A 25,485-nucleotide genomic window follows, 5' to 3' on the forward strand; every position below is an offset into this window, starting at 1 on the left:
TCACCTCTTTTACTCTACTTCTCTACTATATATATTAGACAGCTCCTTGATTTCTCCTTTACTAACGGAAAAAAGCCCTTGACGAAAGGGCTTTTCTTTTACGGTCTTAACAAAATTTTACCTGTACTTTTTCGGCTTTCAAGAAGCTCATGTGCTTTCGCCCCGTCTTTTAAGTCAAATACCACAGGATCAGTTAGCACAAGCTGACCTTTGCTGACCCACTCAAACAGCTGCTGTGAGCGTACTTTGCGTTCTTCATAAGATACAAGCACGTTCCACAGATCTCCTCCTGTAAGCGTTTTAGAGGTATCCATTAGCATACGCGGATCCACTGGAGCCGGATCGCCTCCTGCCATTCCGTAAAACACTACGGTTCCTCCTGTTTTTACGGCTTCAAAGCTTTTTTCTAGCGTAACCCCTACAGATTCGTAGGCAACATCTGCGCCTCGCTTCGTTACTTCTTTCACTTGTTCCACCCAGTTATCTTCGTATAAAAAGACATAGTCAGCCCCTGCTTGAGCCGCTGCTTTTGCTTTTTCAGAAGATGACGTTAAGCCAATAACCTGTCCGCCTAACAGCTTAGAAATTTGAACTAAAAGCTGCCCTACACCTCCAGCAGCTGCGTGAACAAGTACATAATCACCCGGCTGAATGCTGTAGCTGTCTTGTGTTAAATAGTGAGCCGTTAACCCTTGCAAAAGCACAGAAGCAGCTGCATCAAACGAAATATCGTCAGGTACAGCAATTATTTTATCCTGTGGCACGGCAACAAGCTCTGCATTTGCAAAAGGAACGTCAGCAAACGCAATGCGGTCTCCTACGTTAACGTGACTTACTTCTGCTCCTACTTCTTCTACCACACCTGCTCCTTCATATCCTAAAATATATGGAGGTGTACCCGTTAAGTGATAGTTCCCTTTTCTTCGGTACACATCCGCAAAATTAAGTCCAATTGCTTTTGTTCTTACTAGTACGTCTGTTGGACCAATAGAGGGATTTGGTATATCTTGATAGTGAAGAACGTCAGGTCCTCCAAATCTTTCAAATACTAATGCTTTCATATATAAGTTACCTCGTTTTCTTTATGTATTCCCTTTCATCGTAATTCAACGAGATAACAAACACAAGTTTCTTACTCAGCAAAAAACGCTTTGTCTCCTCATGAGACAAAGCGTTCATTTACTTTGTTTGCGCTACAACTTCTCGCATCGTTCCATTCTTTTGATAAGACGTATGAAAAGAAAAGGCTTTTTCAAGAACGTGCGGTGTTTGGCCGCCTCGCGTGAGCGCTTCTTTGTAATACGCCATAAGCTGATCGCGATACATTGGATGTGCACAATTTTCAATAATGCGCTTTGCCCGTTCTCTTGGAGCGAGTCCGCGTAAGTCTGCGTATCCTTGCTCTGTTACAATGACATCCACATCGTGTTCCGTATGATCAACATGTGAAACAAACGGCACTATGCTTGAAATATCCCCGTTTTTAGCAATGGATTTTGTTACAAAAATGCCGAGACGCGCATTTCGGGCAAAATCCCCTGAACCTCCGATGCCATTCATCATTTTTGTTCCCATCACATGCGTGGAATTGACGTTTCCGTAAATATCTAGTTCTAGCGCGGTATTAATGGAAATCAGCCCTAAACGACGAATAATCTCTGGGTGGTTTGAAATTTCCTGCGGACGAAGAATAAGTTTACCTCGATAGGCTTCAAAATTAGAGAAAACTTGTTCCATTTTATCCGCTGAAAGCGTAATCGAGCAGCAGGAAGCAAACGTAACTTTTCCTGCGTCAAATAAATCAAACACGGCGTCCTGCAATACTTCGGAATATACTTCTAAATCATGAAACTCCGAATCTAACAAACCGTGGAAAACGGCATTTGCCACAGATCCAATTCCAGATTGTAAAGGAGCAAGCGATTCAGTTAATCGCCCTTCTGTAATTTCTTGGCGTAAAAATGAAATCAAATTTTGAGCCATCACAACCGTTTCTTCGTCAGGTGCTACAATTGTAGACGGTGAATCTAGCTGATTTGTAAATACAATACCCTTTACTTTATCTAAATCAATTGGTATGCCTAACGAACCAATACGATCATCGGATTTTTTCAAAGGAATTGCATCTCGCTTTCCTTGAGCGCCCGGATCATACAGATCGTGAATACCTTCTAACAGCTCTGGCTGCGCTGTGTTTATTTCAATAATAATTGATTTTGCATGCTCGGCAAACACCATTGAATTGCCGATTGACGTTGTTGGAATCATCATTCCGTCATCTGTGATAGAAACCGCTTCCAAAATAGCGAAATCTATTGAATCTAACACGCCTGAACGCACCCATTCAGAAGTATGCGATAAATGCTGGTCAATAAACTGAAATTCACCTTCATTAATTTTTTTACGCATCGTCGGATCCGCTTGAAACGGCAGGCGTTTGTTTAACATGCCTTTTTCTGCAAATAGCTTATCCACATCTGACCCAAGTGAAGCACCGGTATACACGCTGACTTTTATTGCCTCAGTTTCCGCTCGTTTCGCTAGCGCAAACGGCACAGCTTTGACATCGCCCGCGCGTGTAAAACCGCTTAGACCAAGCGTCATTCCATCTTGAATCCAAGACGCTGCTTCTTCAGCAGAGACAACGCGATTCTGTAATGCTTCATGCTTAATTCGATTACGTACGTTTTCCATTCTCTTCACTCCTTGTTTTTGCTCTTTTTACCATTTTACTGTAAAGAAAGCGTCCACAAGAGTTTTTGGAATGAAATGGACAAAAATAGCGACAAAACAGCATATTTGATGATAATGAAGCTAAATGACGGTTAAAACCCAAGCAGCTTTCGAAAATAACTGGCGTACGACTGACTGACCGGAATTTTTTCTCCATTGTTCATCACTAATAAAAAGGTTGAATGTGTATCAGGATAAATTTCTTGAATTTGCGTCACATTGACGATAAAGGAACGATGACAGCGCACAAACTCTTCTTTTGGAAGCACATAATCAAATTCATTTAACGTGTATTTATGCGTACCCGTATACTTCTGTGCGTACACATAGGTTTTTCGGTCACGCGCTTCTACGTAGATGATTTTTGAGAAAGGAACCGGTATCCATCCTTCGTTCACCTTTAACGTCACAACTGACTTTCCGCTCGTTAACGCAGGAAAAATCGCCGTTACGCATCCTTGAACATCTCCTTCATCTAAAAAAGGCACGGCCATGCCGTAGTAAGGTGTGCCGAACACGTCTCGGTGAATAAATTCCGATACTTTTTGCTTTCGTTCTAATGCTTTATATGTAATCGTTCCTTTTTTTATTTGATCTCCAGGGCTGATTTTCAAATTAATTCGTTTGCTTGCTCGGTAATACACGTACGTTTCTAGATCTGAAACGGCAATCGACGCTTCATCGGAGAACAATTCACTGATAACATCTAGTAGGGCTGAGGCTTTAAATGGTTTCATGGTTTCACCTTCTTTTGTCTAGTTAAACACGTTGCTTCTTTATTGTAGCGCAAAAGCAAAAGCGATTGGGAGACAAGCATGGAATTTATCCTTTTAACTGCATAAAATTTCTATTTTTTCACAACATAAAACAATGAAATGAAGGAAGGGTGAAATGTATGGGCTATGCTGAATCGACGTTTCGAATCGCCTGTTCATTTTTTGTGCTGCTTCTTTTAACGCGGCTCATGGGAAAAACAGAAATCAGCCAGTTAAATGTATTTACATTTATTACGGCGATTACGATTGGTAATATTGCTTCTTCCCTTTCCACTGATAAGCGAGTAGAGATTGATAAAGGAGTTTATTCACTGCTAGGATGGACATTTTTAACAATCGCTATGGGCTATATTGGAATGAAATCGAAAAAAGCACGGCATCTTATTACCGGTGAGCCTAAAATTGTGATTAAGCAAGGAAAAGTGATGGAAAAGGCGTTAAAACAAGTGCGGCTAGATATTGAATCTCTTTTAGGCATGCTGAGGCAGCAAAACGTATTTTCCATAAAAGATGTCGAATACGCCATATTAGAAATCAATGGAAATCTTTCCGTTATGCAAAAACAAGATAAAAAGCCAAACGCGTGGTCAAAAACGCTTTTATTTCCCACTTCAACCGGCGTTATTTACGACGGAAAAGCGAATGAAGATGCGTTGAAGGACCTGCATGTAGATCATAACTGGCTGCATAAGCAGCTCGAAAAAGCGGGAGTCAAATCAATTGATGACGTCTTTTACGCTGAGGTTCAGTCAGACGGATCGCTTTACATTGACTATAAAAAAGACAAATTTAACTCATAAAAAAATCCGTACCAAAAGGCACGGATTTTTTATTAGCTTGCTTTTTTTACACGATTTGTAATGGTATCTTCTTTTGGTGATGTTTTACGAATAAAGAAGGCTAACACAAACGCGATCACACTTAAAATCGTTGCAATCATAAACGCATCGTTAATACCCATTGCTGTACCTTGGTTCACAGCTTCAGCCATACTGCCTTTATCTGTCGGCAAAATTTGCTGATTCGTTACGATGTTTTTCACGTGTTTTTCACCTTGATTCATCATAATGGATACAAAGAACGCCATTCCTACAGCTCCGGCAACCATTCGAAGCGTATTAACCATCGCGGTACCGTATTTATTTAAGCTAAGCGCAAGCTCATTTAATCCTGCTGTAAAGATCGGCATCATGAGCAGTGACATCCCAAACATACGAACAGTATAGACAATCATGACATACATAAATGTTGTGGTTGTTTCAAGCTTTGTTAATTCATATGTTGTCACAACGGTAATTGCTAAACCAATAACAGCAAGCCATCTTGCGCCGAACTTATCAAACAGCCTTCCTGTAATCGGAGACATAATCCCCATTACAATTCCCCCAGGAAGTAGCAGCAATCCTGAAAGAAACGGTGAGAAGCCCCGTACGTTTTGCATATAAATCGGCATTAAAATCATACCTGAAAACATTGCCATTGTCACAATCACGTTAATGATTGTTGTCAGCGTGAACATACGGTAACGGAAAATACGGAATTCAAGAAGCGGCTGATCGATTTTTAACTGACGGAAAATAAAGAACAGAATTGAAATACCGCCTACAATGAACATGGCTAATACTTCAGTGCTGGTCCACCCCTTTGTACCGCCCGTAGCGAACGCATACAGTAAGCCGCCAAATCCAATTGTTGATAAAATAACGCCAAGCACGTCTAGCTTAGGTCGGCTTGTTTCCGTTACGTTTTTCACTAAAATAATAGCCGCAATTACGTTGATAAGTGCAATTGGAAACATCATAAAAAATAAAACACGCCATGAGTAGTGCTCAACGATTAAACCAGAAAGTGTCGGCCCTACTGCCGGTGCGAAGTTCATGGCTACTCCAAAAATCCCCATCGCAAAACCGCGTCGGTCAGGCGGGAATAACGTAAAAATAACGTTTGTAATTAACGGAAATAAAATTCCTGCTCCTGCAGCTTGCACGACGCGTCCCACTAAAATAACAGAAAATGTCGGTGCGATACCGCAAAGGAGTGTTCCTACTGTAAACAGACCCATTGCTGTAATATACAGCTGCCTTGTCGTAAATCGATTCATTAAAAATGCTGTAATTGGAATAACAATTCCGTTTACTAACATAAAGATGGTTGTTAACCAGTTCCCCGTAGCCGCCGTTACATGGAAATGATCCATCATTTGCGGAAGCGCAATGTTAATTAGCGTTTGATTTAAAAAAGCGACGAGCGCTCCCATTATCATTACGCCAAAAATAGACCGAGTTCGGGCTTGATCGGACTGTTGTGTTTGTGTATTCATTTTAACAAGACCTTTCCCTTTAAAATTATCTGTATGTAAATCTTCAGATGACAAACAGGTTAAGAATATAGTTTATGTGTTCATTCTATTAATTTATGTCACGAATATTTAATGAACTTAATTATATACCGAATAAATATATCCGTTTCCGAAATATTTGTCAACAAATATGATCATTTTCGTAAAACTTTTCCATCAGTATATATAAAGTAGCATGCCCTTTAATGAAGAAAAAAATGAGAGCCCTTCAACGAAGGCTCTCATTTCCTTAAGAAATACTTATTTTAAGATTTGAACTTTTACTGTTTTTCTTCCCCATTTTAACGCTTCTTTTTGAGAAGGAAGAAGAACATCAATTTTATTTCCTTTAATCGCGCCGCCCGTATCAGCTGCGATTGCCGTGCCATAACCTTCTACGTATACTTTTGAACCAAGCTTAATCACTTTTGGATCGACAGAAATAACTTTTTGATTTGGATTCTTTTTTAAATCGATTCCAATCGCCGTTTTTCCGCTGCAGCCTTTGCAGTTCGCTGTGTACGCTGTTGCTGTTACTTTAAATTCTTTCACCACGTTTGAAGACTTCGCAGGCGCTGCTTTAGCAGGCGTGCTTGATTTTACTTGAGATACTTTTAATACTTGTTTCGGATGAATGCTGTCTGACTTTAAGTTATTCCACTGTTTCAGCTGACTAACCGATATTTTATATGTCTTTGCAATTTTGTATAGCGAATCTCCGCTTTTTACTGTATATGTATTTGTTGCAGCTGATGCACCACTTGCCACACCGAACAGTGACATTAGAACTAAACTGAACGTAATCATTGTCTTTTTCATGTAATTGATTTCCCCTTTATCTACCAATACATAAAAAATAACACATGAATATTACAGTTATATTTCATTAACATGTCAATAGTTTGATAGTTTAGTTACAGTAAAAATAAAGATTCTTCCTTTTAAACTAGTAAATTAATCACCTTTACTCTTCAAAAACATACATATTTAGGCATATAACGGTGCTTTTACACACGTTGATATTAGATTATTTCATTTGTAACATTTAACTGGTTCTAGAGGCTTATACTTTATTTTAAATTAGTTATTTAGAACATAGTTTATTTAAAATTAATAAATGCGTTAAAGGATCTTAATATAAATCACTTTTTACACCGCAGTTGATTTCCGTGCAAGACTTCGCTTTCCGCGGATGGCCGATGAGCCTCCACGTCGCTTGCGCTCCTGCGGGGTCTCATCTATTCCACTATTTCTACAGGAGTCTTCGTCTTGCCCTCCAATCAACTGCTAGAAGCGTATACATATATCAACCGCCATAACAATAAAAAATCCGAACGCGTTGGATTCTCCATCAAGAATCTCAATTCATCGTTCGGATTTCCCTTCAACTAAAATGCTTTTATCATAGCCTTTTTATTTGAAATTAAAATACCTGCAATACTTGTTAATACGGCTGCCACTGAAGCATTCTAGCTGCCTCAAACCTTTTTTCTACATTCGGCCAGTAAACGATTTTCCACCAATTATCAACGTATGGATCACGTTCATTTTTGTACTGTAAATAATATGCGTGTTCCCATACGTCTAATACAAGAAGCGGAATCGTATCCCACTGCGTGAGAAGCTGATGGCGCTCAGCTTGCAGAACTTCAAGCTTTCGCGAACGCGGCGACCATACTAAGATTGCCCAGCCAACACCTTCGACTTTTTTAGCGGCTTGAGAAAAGTGCATCATAAACTTCTCATAGCTGCCAAAGTCTTTTTGAAGCTGCTGCAGCAGCTGGCGCCTCGGTCGTCCTCCTCCTTCTGGACTCATGATTTCCCAAAAGATTGTATGCAGATAATGACCGGAGCCATGAAAAGAAGCTTCCCGTTCCCAATGTTTTATGAGGTCAAAATTGTTTGTGTTACGGGCTTGCTGCAGCATGAGCTCTGCTTTATTTAATCCATCGACATAGCTTTGGTGATGCTTGCTGTGATGAAGACGCATAATTTCCCGGTTAATATACGGTTCAAGAGCTGAATAGCTATAGCCAAGCGGCGGCAGCTCATGCTGCCCCGGAGCTATCGATTCCCTCTCCCTGCCGTCGTCTCCAAGCCGCTCTTTTAAGATTTTATCAATGTGCCGTACCGCATTATTGATTTCTTCTAACGTATATTCGTTCACATCTTCTTCACTTAAATATTCAAGAACGTCTTCTTGCGTGCGCGTGATATATGACGTTATATCTACTTCTGTAAAGGCTTCTTCAAATACAGGATCACATACTTGTTCAAGCCAGGTCTGAACTTCCATCAAGTATCTTTTTCTCTCATCTTGATCGGCCATACTTCCCCTCCTTACACCTCATCTTCACTATCATATTCAAAAGAAAAAGCAACATAACTTCCTACTTGTATCTATTGAGGTAGAAAATTCGACATAAAAAAGCAAGAGCTCCTTAAAGGATAAACTCTTGCCTTTTTTCTTATATCTTCTTCGCCATATTCACATAATCAATCGTTTCTTGCTTACTAACAGCTGCGTGCTTCAGCTTCGGGTTATAATAGAGCTCCACTTTTATATTATTAATTTCACAGTCGTCTGGCATATCCTGCAAATCCGTTAGAAACGGCAACAAGTGATTGTTCATATCGTATTCAAACGCCCCATTTTGCAAGTAATACACCTTTGGCACATAGTTAATATGGCGAAAAAACTTCACTACGTTAATTCGCTCACCGTATGAGGCGATCACTTCATCTTCTGTCAAGTTCGGATAAGATAAATTAAACACTTGCCGAACCGGCGTTTTCAGCCACTTGGTCAAGCAAGTCTGCGGATTATTGACAAGCGCTTTTGCTCCTTTTACGTACCCCGCTAAAAACATTGACATAAAGCCGCCGCCCGAAGATCCGTAAAATAGCACATTAGACGGACTCACCTGTACTTTTTTCATGAACTTTTCAATTAAAACCGCAATGTCTTTTAAATAAAAACGGTCGCTTGTCCCTTGCCCCCACGCAAGCGATACCTTTCCTAAATAAAGCGTAGGATCGTTATAATAAATAATTGAATCTTGGAATTCATTCATCCACGAATGGCGCTGAAAATATGGAGGACCTGCCGGCATTTCTTGACTTGCTCCTCCTCCTGAACCAAACACAAGCAAATGAGAAGACTCTTTTTTTAATCTCACCAAAAACTCAAACAGCACTCCGTTCCACTCGACTCCTACTAAAATGGGCTTATCAAACGGCAGCTGAAGTTCATCCAGCTTTTCATACGTACTATTTATCTTTTCATATTGATCAAGCAACAGCTCTGCAACTCACTTTCCTTAAAATGATCCGTCTTATGCGTCTGACATTGATCATGGCTCTGTAAAAAAAGAACCTGTTACAGTGTATGAAAATCAGTGGACAAATGTTTGTACACGTTATCAAAAATAGGCCTTACCTACATATCCTCCTAGGCTTCTGTCACGAAATAAAACTCTCTACATACGATACAGCATCATAAAAAATTCAAGGATAGGAGCTGGAGACCCTTGTCAACGCCCTATATGGATTACAATAATCCAAACGTACAATACTTTTCTGATGTGAACAAAAACAGACTTAATACGCGAAACGATCAAAATTACATTAACCGATTGGGCCGGGATGTGCTCAACACATTAGGAAATGTATCATTACTTGATATTTACTTAAGCAAAAGCCGCGTAGTCGAACCGCATTATCACCAAAATGCCGCTGAGCTTGTCTACTGCATTTCAGGCTCAGCCGTCGTTTCATTAATCAATCCGTTTAACAACGAAGTCACAAATATTCCGATTACTCCCGGTCAAGTAGCCAATATCCCTCAAGGCTGGTGGCACTGGGAAATTGCGTCTGAAGACAATACGCATTTACTTGCCATTTTTGACGCCCCTTACCCGGAATATATTTTTGGATCGGACATTTTAAATAAAACGCCTATTGAAGTCCTTGCTCACACGTACTGCTTAGATCCGGAGCAGCTAAAGAAAACGCTGGCTCCGCTAAAAAATCAAACCATCGTGATTGGACCAACGGACGAATGCGGAGAAAAAGAACACTATAAAAAGAAAAAACAAGTAGGCCCTGTACACCACCAGCAGCCTACTTATACGTATCCTCCGCCTCAAAATCCTTATTACTCTCCTCAAAATCCCTATCACTATCGATATTGGTAGAGATAAAAAAACCCCGCTGCCAGTGCAACGGGGTTTTTTAACGAATACATAACGTTATTAATCTGTATATGTACTGTGAAAAGCGGCTTCAATATATGCAACTTGGAAATGATAATGTCCAATTAAATATTTCACAATATCCACTTGATCGATTTTGCCAGGCTTATCGACCATCGCTTCTTTCACCATTTTTTCAAATGTACCTTGATCAAATTGTTCTTCATGAATAACAATTGTTTCAGAGTACGTTTCGCCTTGCCCTTCTGAAATACGGTAGTAATACAATTTCTTCACCTCAATTTATCTTAAATGTATGTATACCCTTAACTACTCATTTTAAAACATTTTTTCAGCGTTCTTTTTCTACTTTATGATAGGCTGCGGCTTTTGCTTTTACGAGCAGCCTTGTAACCCAATACGCTACTAACGTTATTCCTATATCAATCAGAAAAATATAAAACAAGCTCATTCCTTTTCCTGAATCAATAAATTTAAAATGGTGTTCAAGAGGGGCTAGCCCAAATGAAAAAACAGCGCTCAGCAGAATTGTATACAGATAAAAATTCTTTTGGTGATTCGTACAATATTGATAAAGCAGCAGAAAGCCTACCGGCAAAATAGAAGCGGTAATATTCGTTGCGTTCGGAAGCAGCGGCGTTAAAAAAAACGTGTGCGTTAAATGACCGCTTCTCCCAAGTGCAATATCAATATATGCCCAGAGCATGTGCACTGTGTAACCGAAGAAAAACACCTCAAAGATCCTCGTCCGATCTACGGTAAAATACAACAACACAAGAGGAAGAACGAGCGAAGCAACCACCACCCAAAACTGCCAGTTTCCGAAATCTGAGTACTGATGCCAATACGACGATAATAACTCCTGCAGCTTATCGCTTTGTTCATGTATGTTTCCCCAGTATTGTTTATAACTCACTGAAGCACCCTCCTATATAGAATCTCTGCTTATGTATGTACGAATAAGCTCCATTTTATACAGAGAAACATGAAAAGCGGCCATTTATTGCTTGTGATCACCCAAATAGGTCACCAGGAGTTCACGTTCAATGATTTTGCTCGCTTTTCGATCAACAGCGTACGCTTTTGCTGTAGACCTTGAGCTAACTGACGTGGATAGCTTCTCATCTTTAAAATGCAGCGCGACTCCGTCATCTACAGCGTAGCCTTCTTTCATTTCCCCGCTTGCCATTAACTCATGATACGAGGGTCTTCGATTGCTTTCTCCGTCGTAGTGAGCACAGTTGCTTCCCGTTAAAAATCCTAAACAGTCGATTTTAGACAGTTTATTGTTCATTGAATCGGTGACGCCTTCTTCAAACCAGCAAATCGAACCTGCGCTTATTCCCGCTAAAATCACTCCTTTTTCATAAGCCTCTTTTAAAATCGTATCCAGTTCCCATTCTTTCCATAAAGAAAGCATATTCCTTGTATTACCGCCGCCTACATACAAAATATCGTGCTGCAGCACATATGCTTTTAAATCTATAAAGTTTGGTGAAAACAGCGATAAATGAGACGGTGTACATACCAACTTCTCAAACGCTTCATAAAACCTTTCTATATAATTATCGGCATCTCCGCTGGCTGTAGGGATAAAACAGATTTTCGGCACATCTATATGAGCTTGTGAAAGTATGTATTGATCCAGAAGCAAGTTATCCGGCTCCATCGAAAAACCTCCGCCGCCCATGGCTATAATTTGTCTCATTTCAATTCTTCCTTTCAAAAAAGTGATATAGAAAATGGAAATTCATACTATTTCAAACAAGAAGTTTTCCGTATAATGGAAGAGTGATAAAAAGGTGGTGCAAAGCTCTTGAAAATAGTACGAACACTTTTACTAATACTAGGCATTTTTATTATCTTGTTTTGTATCTTTGGCTATATCGATTATAACGGTCAAAAAATGGAACTTGGAGCCAAACAAGAAAAAAACATTCCTTCTTCCATTAACACTGACGGGGGAACTATTACGCTATCTGCTATCAGTAAAAAATACGATAAAACGCAGTTTGGCTTTTTTGTTATTCAAAACAATTCGACGCATACCTTAACGATTCCTTATGAAAATACGGCGGATCACTTAAAAGACGGAAAGTGGTACGAAGTTGTGCTAAACGGATTGGAGTTTCCTGATAAAACTGTCACGCTGAAGCCAGGGAAATCACTCAAATTAGATATCGCAACTCCTAACTACAAAGTAGGAAAATATCGTTTTGTTCAACACTTTAAAGATGAAAACGGAAAAGAGTATGTACTAGCGGCTCCTTTTGAAATCGTTTGGCCGAGTCTTAAAAATGTTCTCGGACAGTTTGATTAAAGGTAAAAAAGCACTTACCTGCTATGAGGTAAGTGCTTTTTATCAGCTCTGATTTAAAACGCGAAGCGTAACTTGCTTTGTTCCGACTTTTACCGTCTCTCCGTTTTTGATGGCTTCTTTCACACTGAGACTGTGCAGCAGAAGATTTTCTTGAAGCAGCGTTTCAAACTTCGCAACGGCTTCCTTCACTTCTTCGTCTCCGCTAAGTTCCAAATCAATACGTAAGTTCACGGGTAAATCCAGCTTTTTGCGATAATCTTGAACCGCTCGAATTACTTCACGAGCGACTCCTTCCTGCACGAGTTCTTCGGTTAACGCCGTATCCAACACCGCAGTGTACGTGCCGTTGGATGCAACTGCAAAACCTTCTTTTGGCACTTTTTCAACGAGTACGTCTGCCGTTTCAAGCGTTAGGTTTTCTCCTGAAGCAAGCGTAACACTCAGCTTGCCTTGTTCAACAAACTCTTTCCCTTTCTCTTCTGAAAGGTTTTTCAGCGCTTGGTTGACCTCATTAACTTGTTTCCCGAACTTTGGCCCAGCCTGTTTAAAATCAAGTTTTAATACGTATGAAACAAGTTTGTCGTCGTCTTGCTCCACGTTAAAGTTCTTTATATTAAGCTCATCTTTGATGACATCATGGTATGCTTCCCACTCTACATCTTCTTCCGTTACCACAAGTGAAAGACTTTGCAGAGGCTGCTTTACTTTTAACGAATGCGTATTTCGGATGCTTCGGCCTAGTTCCACCACTTGAAGCACCGCTGCCATTTCTTTTTCCAGCTTTTCATTCACTTTGGTTTGATCACACACAGGATAGTCTGCCAAATGAACGCTTTTTCCTGTCAGATTTTCATGAACGTCATCCGCAACGAAAGGAGTAAACGGCGCTAACAGCTGACTAAGCGTGACTAACACTTTATGAAGCGTATCGTAAGCCGCTGCTTTTTCGCCGTCCATCCCTTCTGACCAAAAACGATCGCGAGAACGTCGTACATACCAGTTGCTTAGCTCTTCAATGAATGCTGCGATTTCACGAGCGGCACTTGTAAACCCGTAATCTTCAAGATGTGCTGTTGCTCGCTTAACCGTACTATGCAAACGTGAAAGAATCCACTTATCCAATTTTGTTTTTTTCAATTCATACGTTTGCTTCGGGTCATAGCCGTCAAGCTTAGCGTACAACACGTAAAAGCCGTACACGTTCACGAGTGTATCAATCACTTTTGACTTCGCTTCTTGCACGACGCGCTCTGAAAATTTCTTCGGATTCCAAGGCGCACTGTCTGCTAAAAGCGCCCATCTAAGCGCATCCGCACCAAATGTATGAATAAGATCAACAGGGTCTAGCGCATTTCCTTTACTTTTAGACATCTTTTGACCGTTTTCATCTAACACGTGGCCAAGAGACAAAACGCGCTTATAAGGCGCTTTTCCAGTAAACAGCGTTGAAACTGCCATCAAGCTGTAAAACCAGCCGCGCGTTTGATCAATTCCTTCTGCGATAATGTCTGCTGGAAACTGCTTTTGAAACAGCTCGCTGTTTTCAAACGGATAGTGATACTGCGCAAACGGCATCGAGCCGCTGTCAAACCAAACGTCAATCACTTCCGGCGTTCGCTTCATTTCTCCGCTGCAGACCGGACACGTCAGCTGCACGTCATCTACATAAGGCTTATGAAGTTCAATACTGTCATCAACGGAATGAGACGCATGATTTTGAAGCTCTTTGATACTTTTCGGAGCTACTTGATGCGCACATTCCCCGCATTCCCATACGTTCAGCGGCGTTCCCCAGTAGCGCTTTCTGCTGATGTTCCAGTCCACCATATTTTCTAAAAAGTTGCCAAAGCGGCCGTGCTTGATATGATCCGGGTACCACGTCACACTTTCATTGTTTTTCAAAAACTGTTCCTTCAACGCCGTCGTTTGGATAAACCAGCTTTCATTTGCGTAATAAAGAAGCGGCGAGTCGCATCGCCAGCAAAACGGATAGCTGTGCTCATGCTTTTCTTTATGATACAGCACGCCTTCATTTGCTAAATAACGAACGATATCAACGTCGCAGTCTTTCACGAAACGCCCTTGAAAAGGCGGCACTTCAGACGTGTACTGTCCTTTTTCATCCACTACGTTCACAAACGAAAAGCCGTTTTCTTTTACGACTCTGTAATCATCTTCACCATATGCAGGTGCTAAATGAACAACACCCGTTCCGCTTTGGTCCGTTACATAATCAGCCGTTACGACTTCATGACCTTTTTCAACGTTCACAAAATCAAACGGTGGCTCATACGAGATCCCTTTTAACTCATTTCCTTTATGATGAGATAAAACGCTATATTCTCCTTTTAACACTTTGTCTGCGAGCGCTTCTGCCACTATATACACGCTGTCGCCTTGCTGGGCTCGAACGTAGTTCATCTCTTCATGCACCGCAAGCGCCACGTTTGACGGAAGCGTCCATGGCGTTGTCGTCCAGCCTAAAAAATACTCGTTATCGCGATTTTTCACTTTAAATTTCACCGTTACCGTTAAATCTTTTACATCTTTATACCCTTGGGCCACTTCATGTGAACTTAATGATGTTTGACAGCTCGGGCAGTAAGGTGATACGCGGTGGCCTTTATAAAGAAGTCCTTTTTCATGAATCGTGCCAAGCACGTTCCATACGCTTTCAATATATGAATTCTCCAAGGTGATGTAAGGGTCTTCCATATCAACCCAATAGCCAAGCTGCTCCGTGAACGTGCGCCACTGCTTTTCATACACAAACACACTTTCCTTACACTTGTTGATAAAAGCTTCTACGCCGTATTTTTCAATATCATGCTTCCCTGAAATTCCGAGCTGCTTTTCGACACCGAGCTCTACCGGTAGTCCGTGCGTATCCCAGCCTGCTTTTCGGATCACTTGATGCCCCGTCATCGTTTTATAACGAGCCACCACGTCTTTAATGGTCCTGCCTAGCGCATGCCCCACGTGAGGCAAACCGTTGGCTGTTGGAGGCCCTTCATAAAATACAAACGAAGGATGCCCTTCTCGGTTTTGAACCGACTGCTGAAACACATTTCCTTTTTGCCACTGCTGCAGGATACGCTGTTCGCGCTCTTGCGAAGACTCCCTTACATTCACTTCTTTCATGTGATACCACTCCTTTTAAAGTTAAAAGCACACAAAGAAACCCGTCCCTATGACTAGGGACGGGTTTTAACCGCGGTACCACCCTGGCTTCTATTGATCCGTTCATCAATAGCACTCAGCAACGTACAATCATACGCGTTCTTTTTAACGGTAGACTACCGTTCAAACTTACTTATAGTTCAGTTTGACTTCTCAGAGAGGATATTCCCCTGCGGCTTGAACACTGGCTTTCAGCTATCACCAGCTCTCTGTGGAACAAACTTGCAGCGTACTGATTCTCTTCAACGAATTTGTGTGCTTTTATTAGTAGCTATTGTATGCGGTTTGGGAGGGAATGTCAAACCAAACTGAATTTTTTAACATTCCAGACAATGAATAGATTCCTCAACAGAATATTTCTTTAATGATGTTTAATTTACTCTTTATTCGTTCTCACTGTATGTACCTTATAAAAACTTTATAAAATCATAAGCTAAACTATTGATCTTTCTTTCAATATTTATTATAATAGAAGACAAGCTATTCTAAAGCGAAAGGATGTTCTTATTTGGTAATGAAAGATATTAAGGTAGCCGAATTGTTCGCAGGCGTTGGCGGATTTCGTTTAGGTCTAGAAAATGCAGGTGGGTTTGACGTTAATTGGACTAATCAGTGGGAACCTGCAACTAAGAGTCAACATGCGTTTAATTGCTACGTAGAAAACTTTGGGGAAAATCCTTCCCATGTAAATGAGGACATTTCACAAGTATGGAAAGATATATCAGATCATGACTTACTAGTAGGTGGGTTTCCTTGTCAAGATTACTCAGTCGCACGATCTTTATCGGGTGAAAAAGGTATACAAGGAAAAAAAGGTGTTCTCTTCTGGGAAATCATGAACATCGTTCAATATAAAAAGCCAAAATATGTACTTTTAGAAAATGTAGATAGATTATTAAAATCCCCTTCTAAACAGCGCGGTAGAGATTTTTCAATAATGTTAGCAGCCTTCCGTGATGCTGGATATTGCGTTGAGTGGCGAGTAATTAACGCAGCGGATTATGGATTTGCACAGCGCAGAAGGCGAGTATTTATTTTTGCTTATGCCGTAGAAACTGAATTTGCTAGTCAACAATTCAAATTCAAAGATAAGCAAATTTTACACCATAATGGTTTCTTTTCTCCGGCATTTCAAGTCGAAAAAAAACCTTCTTTGAAACATAAAGACGCTTCCTTTATTTTACCGAAAGACATTATAGATGTCTCAGATGAATTTAGTGCAAATTATAAAAATGCTGGTATTATGCGTGATGGAATGGTATACACCGCTGAACTTATTCCGATAATAAAGAAAGCAAAAACTTTAGGTGAAATTGTAGAAGAAGTTTATAATGAATTGGGACCGGTTGATGAGAGATTCTATCTAGATGAGACTAAAATTAATAAAAAAGGTCGTACTGAAATTGAAGAGCTACGTTATTTAAAAGGCCCTAAGAAAATTGAGCGAATTTCACAAACAGGTCATAAATACGTTTATTCAGAGGGCGGTATGGCTTTTCCAGAGCCCGTAACCTCACCAGGAAGAACTATGCTGACAAGTGAAGGAACTTCCAATCGTAGTTCTCATGTAATTGAAGACCCGTACACAAAACGTTTGCGTTATTTATCTCCAGAAGAGTGTGAACGCTTGAATGATTTCCCCATAAACTGGACGAATACTGGTATGCCTGTACGCACTCGATATTTCTGTATGGGAAATGCTTTAGTTGTAGGTTTAGTTACACTGATGGGACAAAGAATTAAAGAAGTGTATGAACTCGATATTGATAAATTCCATAAACAAGGGTTTGAACAACCTAGTATGCTTTAAAAAACAAAAAGACTTTCCTTACCCAAGGAGAGTCTTTTTATTTCTATTATCAACTAAGTCCTTACTAGTTAAATGGATAAAACTAGTATGTATTGCCTTAGTGTATTATACTAGGCCTAGTACTTATAATTTATACTTTCCAATATAAATTATACGAAAGGAGTGATAATATGGAATACTTAACAACTACGCAACTAATGAAAAAAGCACAAGAAGCCGAAGGAAAATCCTTTAAAGAAATTGATATAACAAATCGATTATCTAATAAGAATTCTAAAGGTGGATTAGGACAAGTAATAGAAGAAAGTTTATTTGGGTACAAGATTAACTCAAATGCCAAACCTGATTTTGAATATTTAAATGTAGAATTAAAGGTTACTCCTTTTAAACGGAATAAAAACGGAAAACTCGCGGCAAAAGAACGCCTTGTTCTAAACATAATTAATTACATGGAAGAAATCAATTATACATTTGAAACATCTAGCTTTTGGAAAAAAAACCAACAAATGCTTTTAATGTTCTATGAATGGTTACCCTACGTAAACAGAGAAGATTTAAAAGTTTTTAAGAGCGTACTGTTCACATTTCCCGAATCCGACTTAGAGATTATTAAACATGATTGGGAAATCATAACCAAAAAAATTCGGGATGGAAAAGCACACGAGCTCTCTGAAGGAGACACAAATTATTTAGGAGCTTGTTCGAAAGGTGCAAATAAGCAGTCTCTCCGATCTCAACCGAATTCCACAACACTTGCAATGCAACGAGCTTTTTCCCTTAAACAATCTTATATGACTGCACTGGTTAGAAAACACCTCAAAAAAGATAACTTAGTAAGCCTTACTACTTCCGGTGAATTAAAGAAAAAATCTTTAGAAGATATTTTAATATCTAGATTCTCACCTTATAAAGGGCTCTCTGCAAAGCAAATTTCAGAGAATTTAGGTGTAGCGTATAAACCTACTGGAAAAAGTTTTATTCCTCTATTAATCAGTTCTCTATTGGGAATCAAAGGAACAAAATTAGAAAACATAGAAGAATTTTCAAAAGCAAACATTCAATTTAAGACCATTCGGTTAGAACCAAATGGAAAACCTGAACAAAGCATGTCATTTAAAAATATTGATTTCCAACTTTGGACAAACGAAGAGTGGGAAAACAGTTACATAAGAAAAACATTTTATGAAACTAAATTTTTGTTTGTTATTTTTGAATTTAAAGAAAAGAAGAAAGATAATTCGAATCGAGAACCTTACTTTAAAGGTATTAAGCTCTGGAATATGCCAGTTACTACAATAGAGAATGAAATAAAGCAGCTTTGGGAAGAAGTTAATAGACTCATAGCAACTGGTGTACAAATTGAATATAAACCATATGGTAAAAAGTTAAGAGAATATAACAATTTTCCTAAAAAAAATTTTAATGGAGTTACTCATATTCGTCCAAAGGGGCAAAACGGAGAGGACAAAGTGACGTTACCCAATGGACAAGTAATAACAAAACAATGCTATTGGCTAAACGATACATATATTGCTTCACTTCTTAAAGATTTAAATTAAAAGTAGAGACTAGCGACAAATTCATTGTGGCTAGTCTCCTGTTCTCTAATTACATCAATAATCGACTCTTTAAATTAACCTGTCCTCTAATGAGGTTATGTTAATAACAACTGGTGAATTTTGTTTTAAAGTTCCATCTGCTTGTAGCATTGGTCCCGCTACAATACACTGCCCTTTCTTTAACGTAGATAATTTCTTTTCCCATTCTTTACGACTTATATTATCTTGGGAAAGGTTAGACGCAATTGAAATGACTTCATTTTCTGGTGGCATAAAGTATATTTTTTGACTTGAATTTTGAAGCCTTGAAATTTCATCTGTACTAAATTGACCTTTTAAAGATTGAGTGGCATACCAACCCGACCAACCAAATTTCCTTCCTTCAGTCAGTATTTTTGCACTAGGAGAATACTCACGGTGATCAAGATTCTGAGCTTCATCTAATACCACTGGTAAAGGTCTATTTTTATCTCCATGATTTAACTGGTGATTCCACATATCCCATAAAATGAATTCTGTAATCATCATTTGCACTTCACGACTGTATCCAGTTAGCTGAACGATAAATACTTTTCCTTTATCTGCAAGTATCTCACTCCAATTATATTGACCTTCATTATTAAATGGATTCTTATCAATCAACGGCTTAATTTGAGATCGTGCAGTCTTAGCCGGACCTGAATTATCTTGTTCTAATTCATTTAAAAGAAGCTCCAAATTCATACCTTCTTTGTATTTATCTAACCCACGCAGTACTGCTTCATAAATAGCATTCTGTTGTTGAATACCTAAATCTTTAAATATAGAGGAGAAAACTGCTTTAATTCTTTCAGCAATATCCGTATTATCCTCATCAATATAAAGGTTCTCATCTAATTCTTTTTTATTACGTTTAAAAGGGTTAATTGGAAAGCCATCTTTTGCGACAATAAACTGCTCTAAGCGTCCATTTAACTTCTCTTTAAACTGCGATTCCAATTTTGAACTTTTAAAGCCATCTGTGTAATCAAAAATAATATTTGAAATTCCTTTTTGAGCCAGTTCAAGTAATAAACACTGTATAAAATAACTTTTTCCTTGACCAGATTTTCCTGAGATTAAAATATGTCTATTAGCTAATTCAGAATGACCATACTCCCAGTAGATTTCTTTTTTTGAACCCTCAACAGTTCCTAAAAGCACTCTTACATCTTTTAAATCCACAGTGGAAAAATCAGTAGTCTCATTTTCAGTATTTTTATTTACTGCTTCTTCTGTAGCTGATATTGTAAGTTGGGAATGATTTATTATATTTTCCTTTACTTGTAACTGCTTAGCGCTGTTATAATTGTGAGATAAAAGCTTTTCAACTCTAATGTCTGTCTTCCCACCCATTATCTGTTCTTTTAATGCTTGTAGTTCAACCATAATACCTTCGTATCCATCTTCTTCTGTTAATTCCACAATTAAAATATCATCTTCTAAATTAACAGCTCGCCAATTTTGTTCTTTTTTAAAGGATAATACTGCACCCTTTCCGATAAATTCTTGGAGATTATCAGCGATTTGATAGTTATCATTTAATAACTTCTCTTTTAGTCTTTCAACTTTTTCATATTGTTTCTCAGGCCAAATAGAATTCACGATTAATTTCTCTACATTGGAAATAAGCAGTTGAGAAAAGAAGTTTCTAAAAAACTTGTTTTTGAATAAGTACTCCCCATCCTCATTATGTTTAGCAAGTTGCTTATTAAATAAATTATAGGTTTTATTAATTTGCTCTCTAGCCTTAGAAATGGTAGAATCTGGATTGTTACCTATCTTAACCTCTACAGGATAATAATGCAATTTAACATCTTCACCTTCAATTTCTACTCCTATTAATAATAAATCATCACTATGCATTCCATTGACATTTAGGTTCTTAGCCGAAAAAACGCCTTCGCTTTTTGTTAATCTTACTGCACCAGCAATACGAAGAATTTCTTCTAAAGAAACAGGGACCCAAAATATATTTTCATGATCTAACGTACTAATAATATATTTGATAGCTGAAATGATACTTAATTTTTCTCTAGAAAACTGGCCTTTGCTTCCAATAATACGAAGCAACCATTCTCCATTCAACGTATTAAAACTTTTAATAGCAGTTTCAATGCCATTATCTGTTACAGGTATATCTTTTGCGGATAGATATTGTTCAATAATTAACTTATATTGTTCAGATCTATTAGTAACAGTTATAGCATCATATTGAGCAGAAGAAGAGTACTGATCGCTGTAATGAATGACCAATAAATTTTTTGATGATGTTTGAAAGAAATTCAAATCGACATTTGGTTCAATAAAGGTCACCCAATATGACGCATCATATAAATGACTTAAGATATCTTCGTCATAACTCGCTGTTCTAGTTACAATTGTCTCATTTTTACGATAGGGGTTTGTTCCTCCACTTTCTAAGTTACTTGCCAACTCATTGAGAACTTTTGCTACTTGAAGAAGCGGATTTAAGGGCCCACTCACATTCTTCAATCCAAAACCTGTTCTATAATCATGCGCAGTCTCTAAGAATGATAACGAAGACAACAAGCCATCTAGAGAACTTCCTGCTCCAATCTCTTCAATTGTATTTTTAGCAGGTAAATCGTTGGAAAGCATTTTATAAAAAGAAATATGAGCATATCCATAGGCCTGATTATCCAAAGGCCTATAGTATAAAATATTTTCTCTAATCAGACGTAATACATCTGTGGAATCAAGCTTTTTTGTATTCAACGATACCCCAAAAGCATCTTCGAATTCCTCCACATTTTCAAATGAAGAAAACCTTTCAAATGAACTTATTAAGTAGGGATTACTATGCAATGCCACTTCAATAGGTACAATTTCTGCTGGACCTTTTTTATCGATTTGTTTTTTTATAAAATTAATTAAACCTTTTACTACTTCCCGATCATTAGTAATGTTAATGACATTAATTTGAATAGGAGATTTGGAGTTTTTTATAAATAAATACTGAAAATGTTCTACAAACTGTGTAAGTTTTTCTTCTACTACATTAGATAAAAATGCGTTAGATTCGCCTATTGCAACTTTTTTTAGCGGCTCATAAATAAGCCATTCTGGGGCATCTTTCTGGGTAACAGGACGATAAAGATCTGCCCCTTTTCCATAAATATAAGGCAGTAAATTATTGGGATTTAATCTATTTAAGATATGCATATCTACCTTTTCATTTTTTAATGACTCAGAAACCTGTAGTTGATAAGCTACATTTAAAGGATGTAATGGAGTAAATAATATTCGATTATTTTCAATAATGCTTCCCAACTTAAACAAATTTTTAATTTCTTCTGGCAGAATAGTGTTTTCAGTAATATTAGCAATTTGGTTAATAAATATATTCACGTATGTAAGCGATAAATTGTATAATTCTTCATTCATATACGTTAGACTTGGTACTTGGTCATGAGACTGATAGTAATTTATTAAATTTTTATATGCTTGCTCTACGGACTCATGTATATTCAATGCAGAGTTTTCTAAACCTGTAACGTCTCTTCTAGCAAATAACAAGCCTTCAGCTATCCAAACATATTCATCTAGCAAGTATTGTTTGAATTCTTCACGAGCAGAAAACTCGACCGTCCCTTGCTTTAATTTATTGGTATTTTCATCGTATTGAAAGTCTTCTTGTCGCTCCCTTTTCAACTTCCAAACACGACTTCCAAATATAGGAGTTACTCGTGAAGTCTCTTCTTTAATAATAAAAGGAATTAAAGAATCCATTATTTGAAGTTCAAATTTAAGAGTATCATCATTCCACGCAGAAGAGCTGGCAGAAATTCGAAATGCGTTTTTTTGTTCCTCAATTTTTTGATTCTCTTCTTCTATAAATAATTCCACTATACCATTGGATTTATCTCCAAAAACAATCTCATCTTCCTTTTTGTTAATAACAATTTTGCTTGTTCGAACATTTACTTCGTATAAAGTCTTTATATCTTGCAAGAATGGCGGTTCACATTCTACGATTACAATATTGAAATCATATTTTGATTTTGATTGATTATTATGTGCATATACTACTTGACAAAAAGTAGTAGTGCCAGGTTGGTGTTCTAACGAAACTAATAGCTTTTTCCCTGAAACAACACAATGTCTCTCTGATTTTTTATGAATAAATTCTTTTTTTAACCGATCATCAAATTCAAAAGTTAAGTTAACTTCCTTCTGTTTAGTAGGATTAAACACCATAATATGACGTTTTTTTTGCCCAGCTTTTGTATCTTTGTTTGGCTTATCCCAATATAATAACTTTTCTTTAGTAAGTTTATATGGAGACTCTACATAATTAAGCATTCTTTGAGGCTTAATCCCTTCCTCATTCCATTCTTTAACTTTTCCATATTCCTCTTCTCTCCAAGTTTCTTTCTTTAGAGCATGTACGCCCTTGTCTCCAAAGTTCTTTTCCAACTGTACTTCAAGGTTCTCATACTCGTGAATATGTTGTACTTTCTCAAATAAGCTATAATTATCTTCAAGCCTCTTTCTCATTTGAGTAGGTGTATATTGCTCCAGTGTTTTATCAAAAAATAGTCCTAAATGTGCATAGTCTTCTTGATTGATTTGTCCCTGCCTTAAAAAACCAAGTATTTCTTCATAATCCCATAGAGAAGATTGAACAAAAGCTTCGTCTAACTTTTTAGAAAGATGAAAAATCAGCACTTCTTTATTAGCTCGCTCTAAATGAGAATCTTCGATTTTCTCTTTTAAAGTTGCTAATACAGTTTTTACGTTAAATGGCATACCTTCTTTTTGAAGATCACTACTTCCTCCTCTAATACTGTCTAAGGTTTCATAACAAATGCTTAATAGAGCTGTATTTTCCCAAACACCTTTTTGTTCTCCTACTTGATTTCGTAACGTAACTAAAAAGTCAGGGGTTACACTTTCAGAAGTAGCTGCTACTACTACATTAGCCTTTCCTGGTAACTTCAGCAAAAATGTTTGATAGGGCGAGCCTTGTTGATGTTGATATTGAAATGATTGAGAAAATTCTGTTACCTGTAACACATTATAAAATTGATTTACTTGTTCTTTGTTATCAAATTGCAAATAAAAGCGTTCTCCTGCTTTGAAAGACGCTTTTTTTAAGTAATGAATTAGTTCATCTGAGAGGTACTTATAAAATTGGTTTAACATACTGAGCATCACCACTATCACTTTTTTTATCTAGTAAATTTAATTTATCTAACAATTTTACAACTTCTTCCTTAGAATATCTATCAAAATACATGCCGCGCTTTTCTAATTCAAAAAAGACTTGTTTAAGTGACTTTCTCTCATTCTTCAAGCATAAAGCAGTTAATAGTAAAAATAAGTCTTGAGAAACATTTAACATATACCCTAAAGATCCTCTTGTCTTCAAGAAATATTTTTTCCCAACCTCTTCAATTGATAATGAGTAACGGTTTCTAGGACCTTGCATACTAGGCTTCTGATATGCCTCTTCAATACTGGAGAATAGATTGTCCGTCAAAGACTGATAAGTAGAAGAAAATTTCTTATCTTCTTCAGGTAATAAAGAATGCAAACGATATTCTGTAATCCATTGTTCTAAAAGTTTCAAGAACAGTTCTTTTTGTTCTTGAGGCATTGCTTCATATGTATCCAACAGTTCTGAATATGATTGTGAATTCTTTGTACCCATTAATGTATTTAAATGTTCTAATGTATTGATATGAATTAATAGATTTCGAGCTGTATCTTTGATCATATGATATCCATATCCATACCCTTTACGATTTTTACTAGTAGCCTCCCAATCCAACGTGTAATAAACTTCATTACTATTATAGTAAGTTGCTTTAGACTGTTGAGCTAACTTCAATGTTAACTGTGTAATGTAGGTGAAATAATAATAACTTAATAGCAGTTCATAATGATCTTTAAAATAATCCTGATGCTTCACTAAAAACAAAAAATCATTTTTAAAGATTTCAGAGAGAAAAGGAAGTTTACTTATATACTTTTTCTTTCGTTCAATATTCTCCAGTCCTTGCAATTTATTCAAGATTAGTTTTGCTACTAAATCATCTGAGGAATGATTTTCAAACAAACTTTTAAATTCACTGTCATGGTCAGTTAAAATGTCTGCTAAAAACTTAGCTATTTCCTGCTCTCCTTTCATTTCTGGCCCACTGCTATAAGGTAAATATTGAAATATATGTGGATGAAAAACTTTAATTTTCCCATTCTTTTGTTGTAAAAACATACGTAATATTTCATGAAAATAAGACTGATCTTCAGGTTTTACGTCTACCAAATTGCTAACATTGTTTATTAGTCTTTCTAAATCTAATTCTTCCCTCAATTCATTATGGGAAATATAACGCGTAAAACCGCCTAATACACCTTCAAACCCTTTTCTAAATTTTGGTCTTTCAGTCCCCCTAGTCAGAAAAGGTAGAAACGTAGATTTCCGATTGATTGTATGTTTTAAACCAGCTTTTTCATTTTTAATAGACAAAGCGTCTTTTAGTTCTTGTAAATTGTTTTGTTCAATCATCT

19 protein-coding genes and 1 other annotated feature are annotated in these 25,485 nt (G+C 37.6%); of the genes, 5 read left to right on the forward strand and 14 right to left on the reverse strand.

The window, feature by feature from the left end; translation table 11 throughout:
• Positions 1-98: 98 nt before the first annotated feature.
• The 3 genes from LJY09_RS13565 to LJY09_RS13575 all read right to left on the reverse strand — a co-directional run bounded on the left by LJY09_RS13565 (position 99) and on the right by LJY09_RS13575 (position 3,470).
• Positions 99-1,061 (reverse strand): quinone oxidoreductase family protein, encoded by a 963-nt coding sequence (locus tag LJY09_RS13565; RefSeq protein ID WP_154973017.1) that lies wholly within the window; start codon positions 1,059-1,061, stop codon positions 99-101.
• A gap of 118 nt (positions 1,062-1,179) precedes the next feature.
• Positions 1,180-2,694 carry a succinyl-CoA:acetate CoA-transferase ScpC gene (locus LJY09_RS13570; RefSeq protein ID WP_154973018.1) on the reverse strand — a complete coding sequence of 505 codons (1,515 nt, stop codon included), beginning with the start codon at positions 2,692-2,694 and terminating at the stop codon, positions 1,180-1,182.
• Positions 2,695-2,825: 131 nt separating this feature from the next.
• On the reverse strand, positions 2,826-3,470 hold the full coding sequence (locus tag LJY09_RS13575; RefSeq protein WP_014459738.1) for a LytTR family DNA-binding domain-containing protein: 645 nt from the start codon (positions 3,468-3,470) through the stop codon (positions 2,826-2,828).
• Between the two features lie 158 nt (positions 3,471-3,628).
• Here LJY09_RS13575 and LJY09_RS13580 point away from each other — a divergent pair, with 158 nt between their 5' ends.
• Complete coding sequence (locus LJY09_RS13580; RefSeq protein WP_033579243.1) at positions 3,629-4,309, forward strand: DUF421 domain-containing protein; 681 nt, start codon at positions 3,629-3,631, stop codon at positions 4,307-4,309.
• 32 nt (positions 4,310-4,341) lie between these two features.
• Here the strand turns inward: LJY09_RS13580 and LJY09_RS13585 are convergent, their stop codons facing one another.
• From LJY09_RS13585 to LJY09_RS13600, 5 genes are all read right to left on the reverse strand, one after another.
• Complete coding sequence (locus LJY09_RS13585) at positions 4,342-5,829, reverse strand: DHA2 family efflux MFS transporter permease subunit (protein ID WP_028413037.1); 1,488 nt, start codon at positions 5,827-5,829, stop codon at positions 4,342-4,344.
• 279 nt (positions 5,830-6,108) lie between these two features.
• Positions 6,109-6,666 (reverse strand): 3D domain-containing protein, encoded by a 558-nt coding sequence (locus LJY09_RS13590; RefSeq protein WP_045292183.1) that lies wholly within the window; start codon positions 6,664-6,666, stop codon positions 6,109-6,111.
• 330 nt (positions 6,667-6,996) lie between these two features.
• Positions 6,997-7,131 (reverse strand): hypothetical protein, encoded by a 135-nt coding sequence (locus LJY09_RS27660; protein WP_261763655.1) that lies wholly within the window; start codon positions 7,129-7,131, stop codon positions 6,997-6,999.
• A 160-nt stretch (positions 7,132-7,291) separates the two neighbouring features.
• Positions 7,292-8,176 carry a superoxide dismutase gene (locus LJY09_RS13595; protein ID WP_098627470.1) on the reverse strand — a complete coding sequence of 295 codons (885 nt, stop codon included), beginning with the start codon at positions 8,174-8,176 and terminating at the stop codon, positions 7,292-7,294.
• A 139-nt stretch (positions 8,177-8,315) separates the two neighbouring features.
• Positions 8,316-9,146, reverse strand: a complete 831-nt coding sequence (locus LJY09_RS13600; RefSeq protein ID WP_098999541.1) for a glycosyl transferase family 2 — start codon at positions 9,144-9,146, stop codon at positions 8,316-8,318.
• A 231-nt stretch (positions 9,147-9,377) separates the two neighbouring features.
• On the opposite strand from LJY09_RS13600, the gene LJY09_RS13605 reads away from it, so the two are divergent.
• Positions 9,378-10,043, forward strand: coding sequence for a cupin domain-containing protein (locus LJY09_RS13605; protein WP_098999540.1), 666 nt, complete (start codon positions 9,378-9,380; stop codon positions 10,041-10,043).
• Between the two features lie 57 nt (positions 10,044-10,100).
• Here the strand turns inward: LJY09_RS13605 and LJY09_RS13610 are convergent, their stop codons facing one another.
• The 3 genes from LJY09_RS13610 to LJY09_RS13620 form a co-directional block, all read right to left on the reverse strand.
• Complete coding sequence (locus tag LJY09_RS13610) at positions 10,101-10,337, reverse strand: hypothetical protein (protein WP_226313298.1); 237 nt, start codon at positions 10,335-10,337, stop codon at positions 10,101-10,103.
• Between the two features lie 55 nt (positions 10,338-10,392).
• A complete protein-coding gene (locus LJY09_RS13615; RefSeq protein WP_108674779.1) occupies positions 10,393-10,977 on the reverse strand; it encodes a hypothetical protein in 585 nt (194 codons plus the stop codon).
• An 84-nt stretch (positions 10,978-11,061) separates the two neighbouring features.
• Entirely contained in the window at positions 11,062-11,769 is a 708-nt protein-coding gene (locus LJY09_RS13620; RefSeq protein ID WP_154973019.1) for a Type 1 glutamine amidotransferase-like domain-containing protein, read from the reverse strand.
• A 108-nt stretch (positions 11,770-11,877) separates the two neighbouring features.
• Here LJY09_RS13620 and LJY09_RS13625 point away from each other — a divergent pair, with 108 nt between their 5' ends.
• Complete coding sequence (locus LJY09_RS13625; protein ID WP_028413031.1) at positions 11,878-12,381, forward strand: immunoglobulin-like domain-containing protein; 504 nt, start codon at positions 11,878-11,880, stop codon at positions 12,379-12,381.
• A 42-nt stretch (positions 12,382-12,423) separates the two neighbouring features.
• On the opposite strand, the gene ileS is transcribed toward LJY09_RS13625, so the two are convergent.
• On the reverse strand, positions 12,424-15,522 hold the full coding sequence (gene ileS / locus LJY09_RS13630) for an isoleucine--tRNA ligase (protein ID WP_228307232.1): 3,099 nt from the start codon (positions 15,520-15,522) through the stop codon (positions 12,424-12,426).
• Between the two features lie 52 nt (positions 15,523-15,574).
• Positions 15,575-15,816 (reverse strand) — a binding site (T-box leader).
• Between the two features lie 259 nt (positions 15,817-16,075).
• Between ileS and dcm the strand changes: the two genes are divergently transcribed.
• Both dcm and LJY09_RS13640 read left to right on the forward strand, forming a co-directional pair.
• Positions 16,076-17,371: a DNA (cytosine-5-)-methyltransferase gene (gene dcm / locus LJY09_RS13635; protein ID WP_228307783.1), complete on the forward strand. Its 1,296-nt coding sequence runs from the start codon at positions 16,076-16,078 to the stop codon at positions 17,369-17,371.
• A gap of 170 nt (positions 17,372-17,541) precedes the next feature.
• Positions 17,542-18,930 carry a Sau3AI family type II restriction endonuclease gene (locus LJY09_RS13640; protein WP_228307233.1) on the forward strand — a complete coding sequence of 463 codons (1,389 nt, stop codon included), beginning with the start codon at positions 17,542-17,544 and terminating at the stop codon, positions 18,928-18,930.
• 69 nt (positions 18,931-18,999) lie between these two features.
• Here the strand turns inward: LJY09_RS13640 and dptH are convergent, their stop codons facing one another.
• Together dptH and dptG are read right to left on the reverse strand one after the other, a co-directional pair.
• Positions 19,000-24,117: a DNA phosphorothioation-dependent restriction protein DptH gene (gene dptH, locus LJY09_RS13645; RefSeq protein WP_228307234.1), complete on the reverse strand. Its 5,118-nt coding sequence runs from the start codon at positions 24,115-24,117 to the stop codon at positions 19,000-19,002.
• Entirely contained in the window at positions 24,098-25,483 is a 1,386-nt protein-coding gene (gene dptG, locus LJY09_RS13650) for a DNA phosphorothioation-dependent restriction protein DptG (RefSeq protein WP_228307235.1), read from the reverse strand. The genes dptH and dptG overlap by 20 nt, the downstream gene beginning before the upstream one ends.
• Positions 25,484-25,485: the final 2 nt, after the last annotated feature.

The organism is Priestia sp. J2, assembly GCF_020790095.1.
GTDB lineage: Bacteria > Bacillota > Bacilli > Bacillales > Bacillaceae_H > Priestia > Priestia zanthoxyli.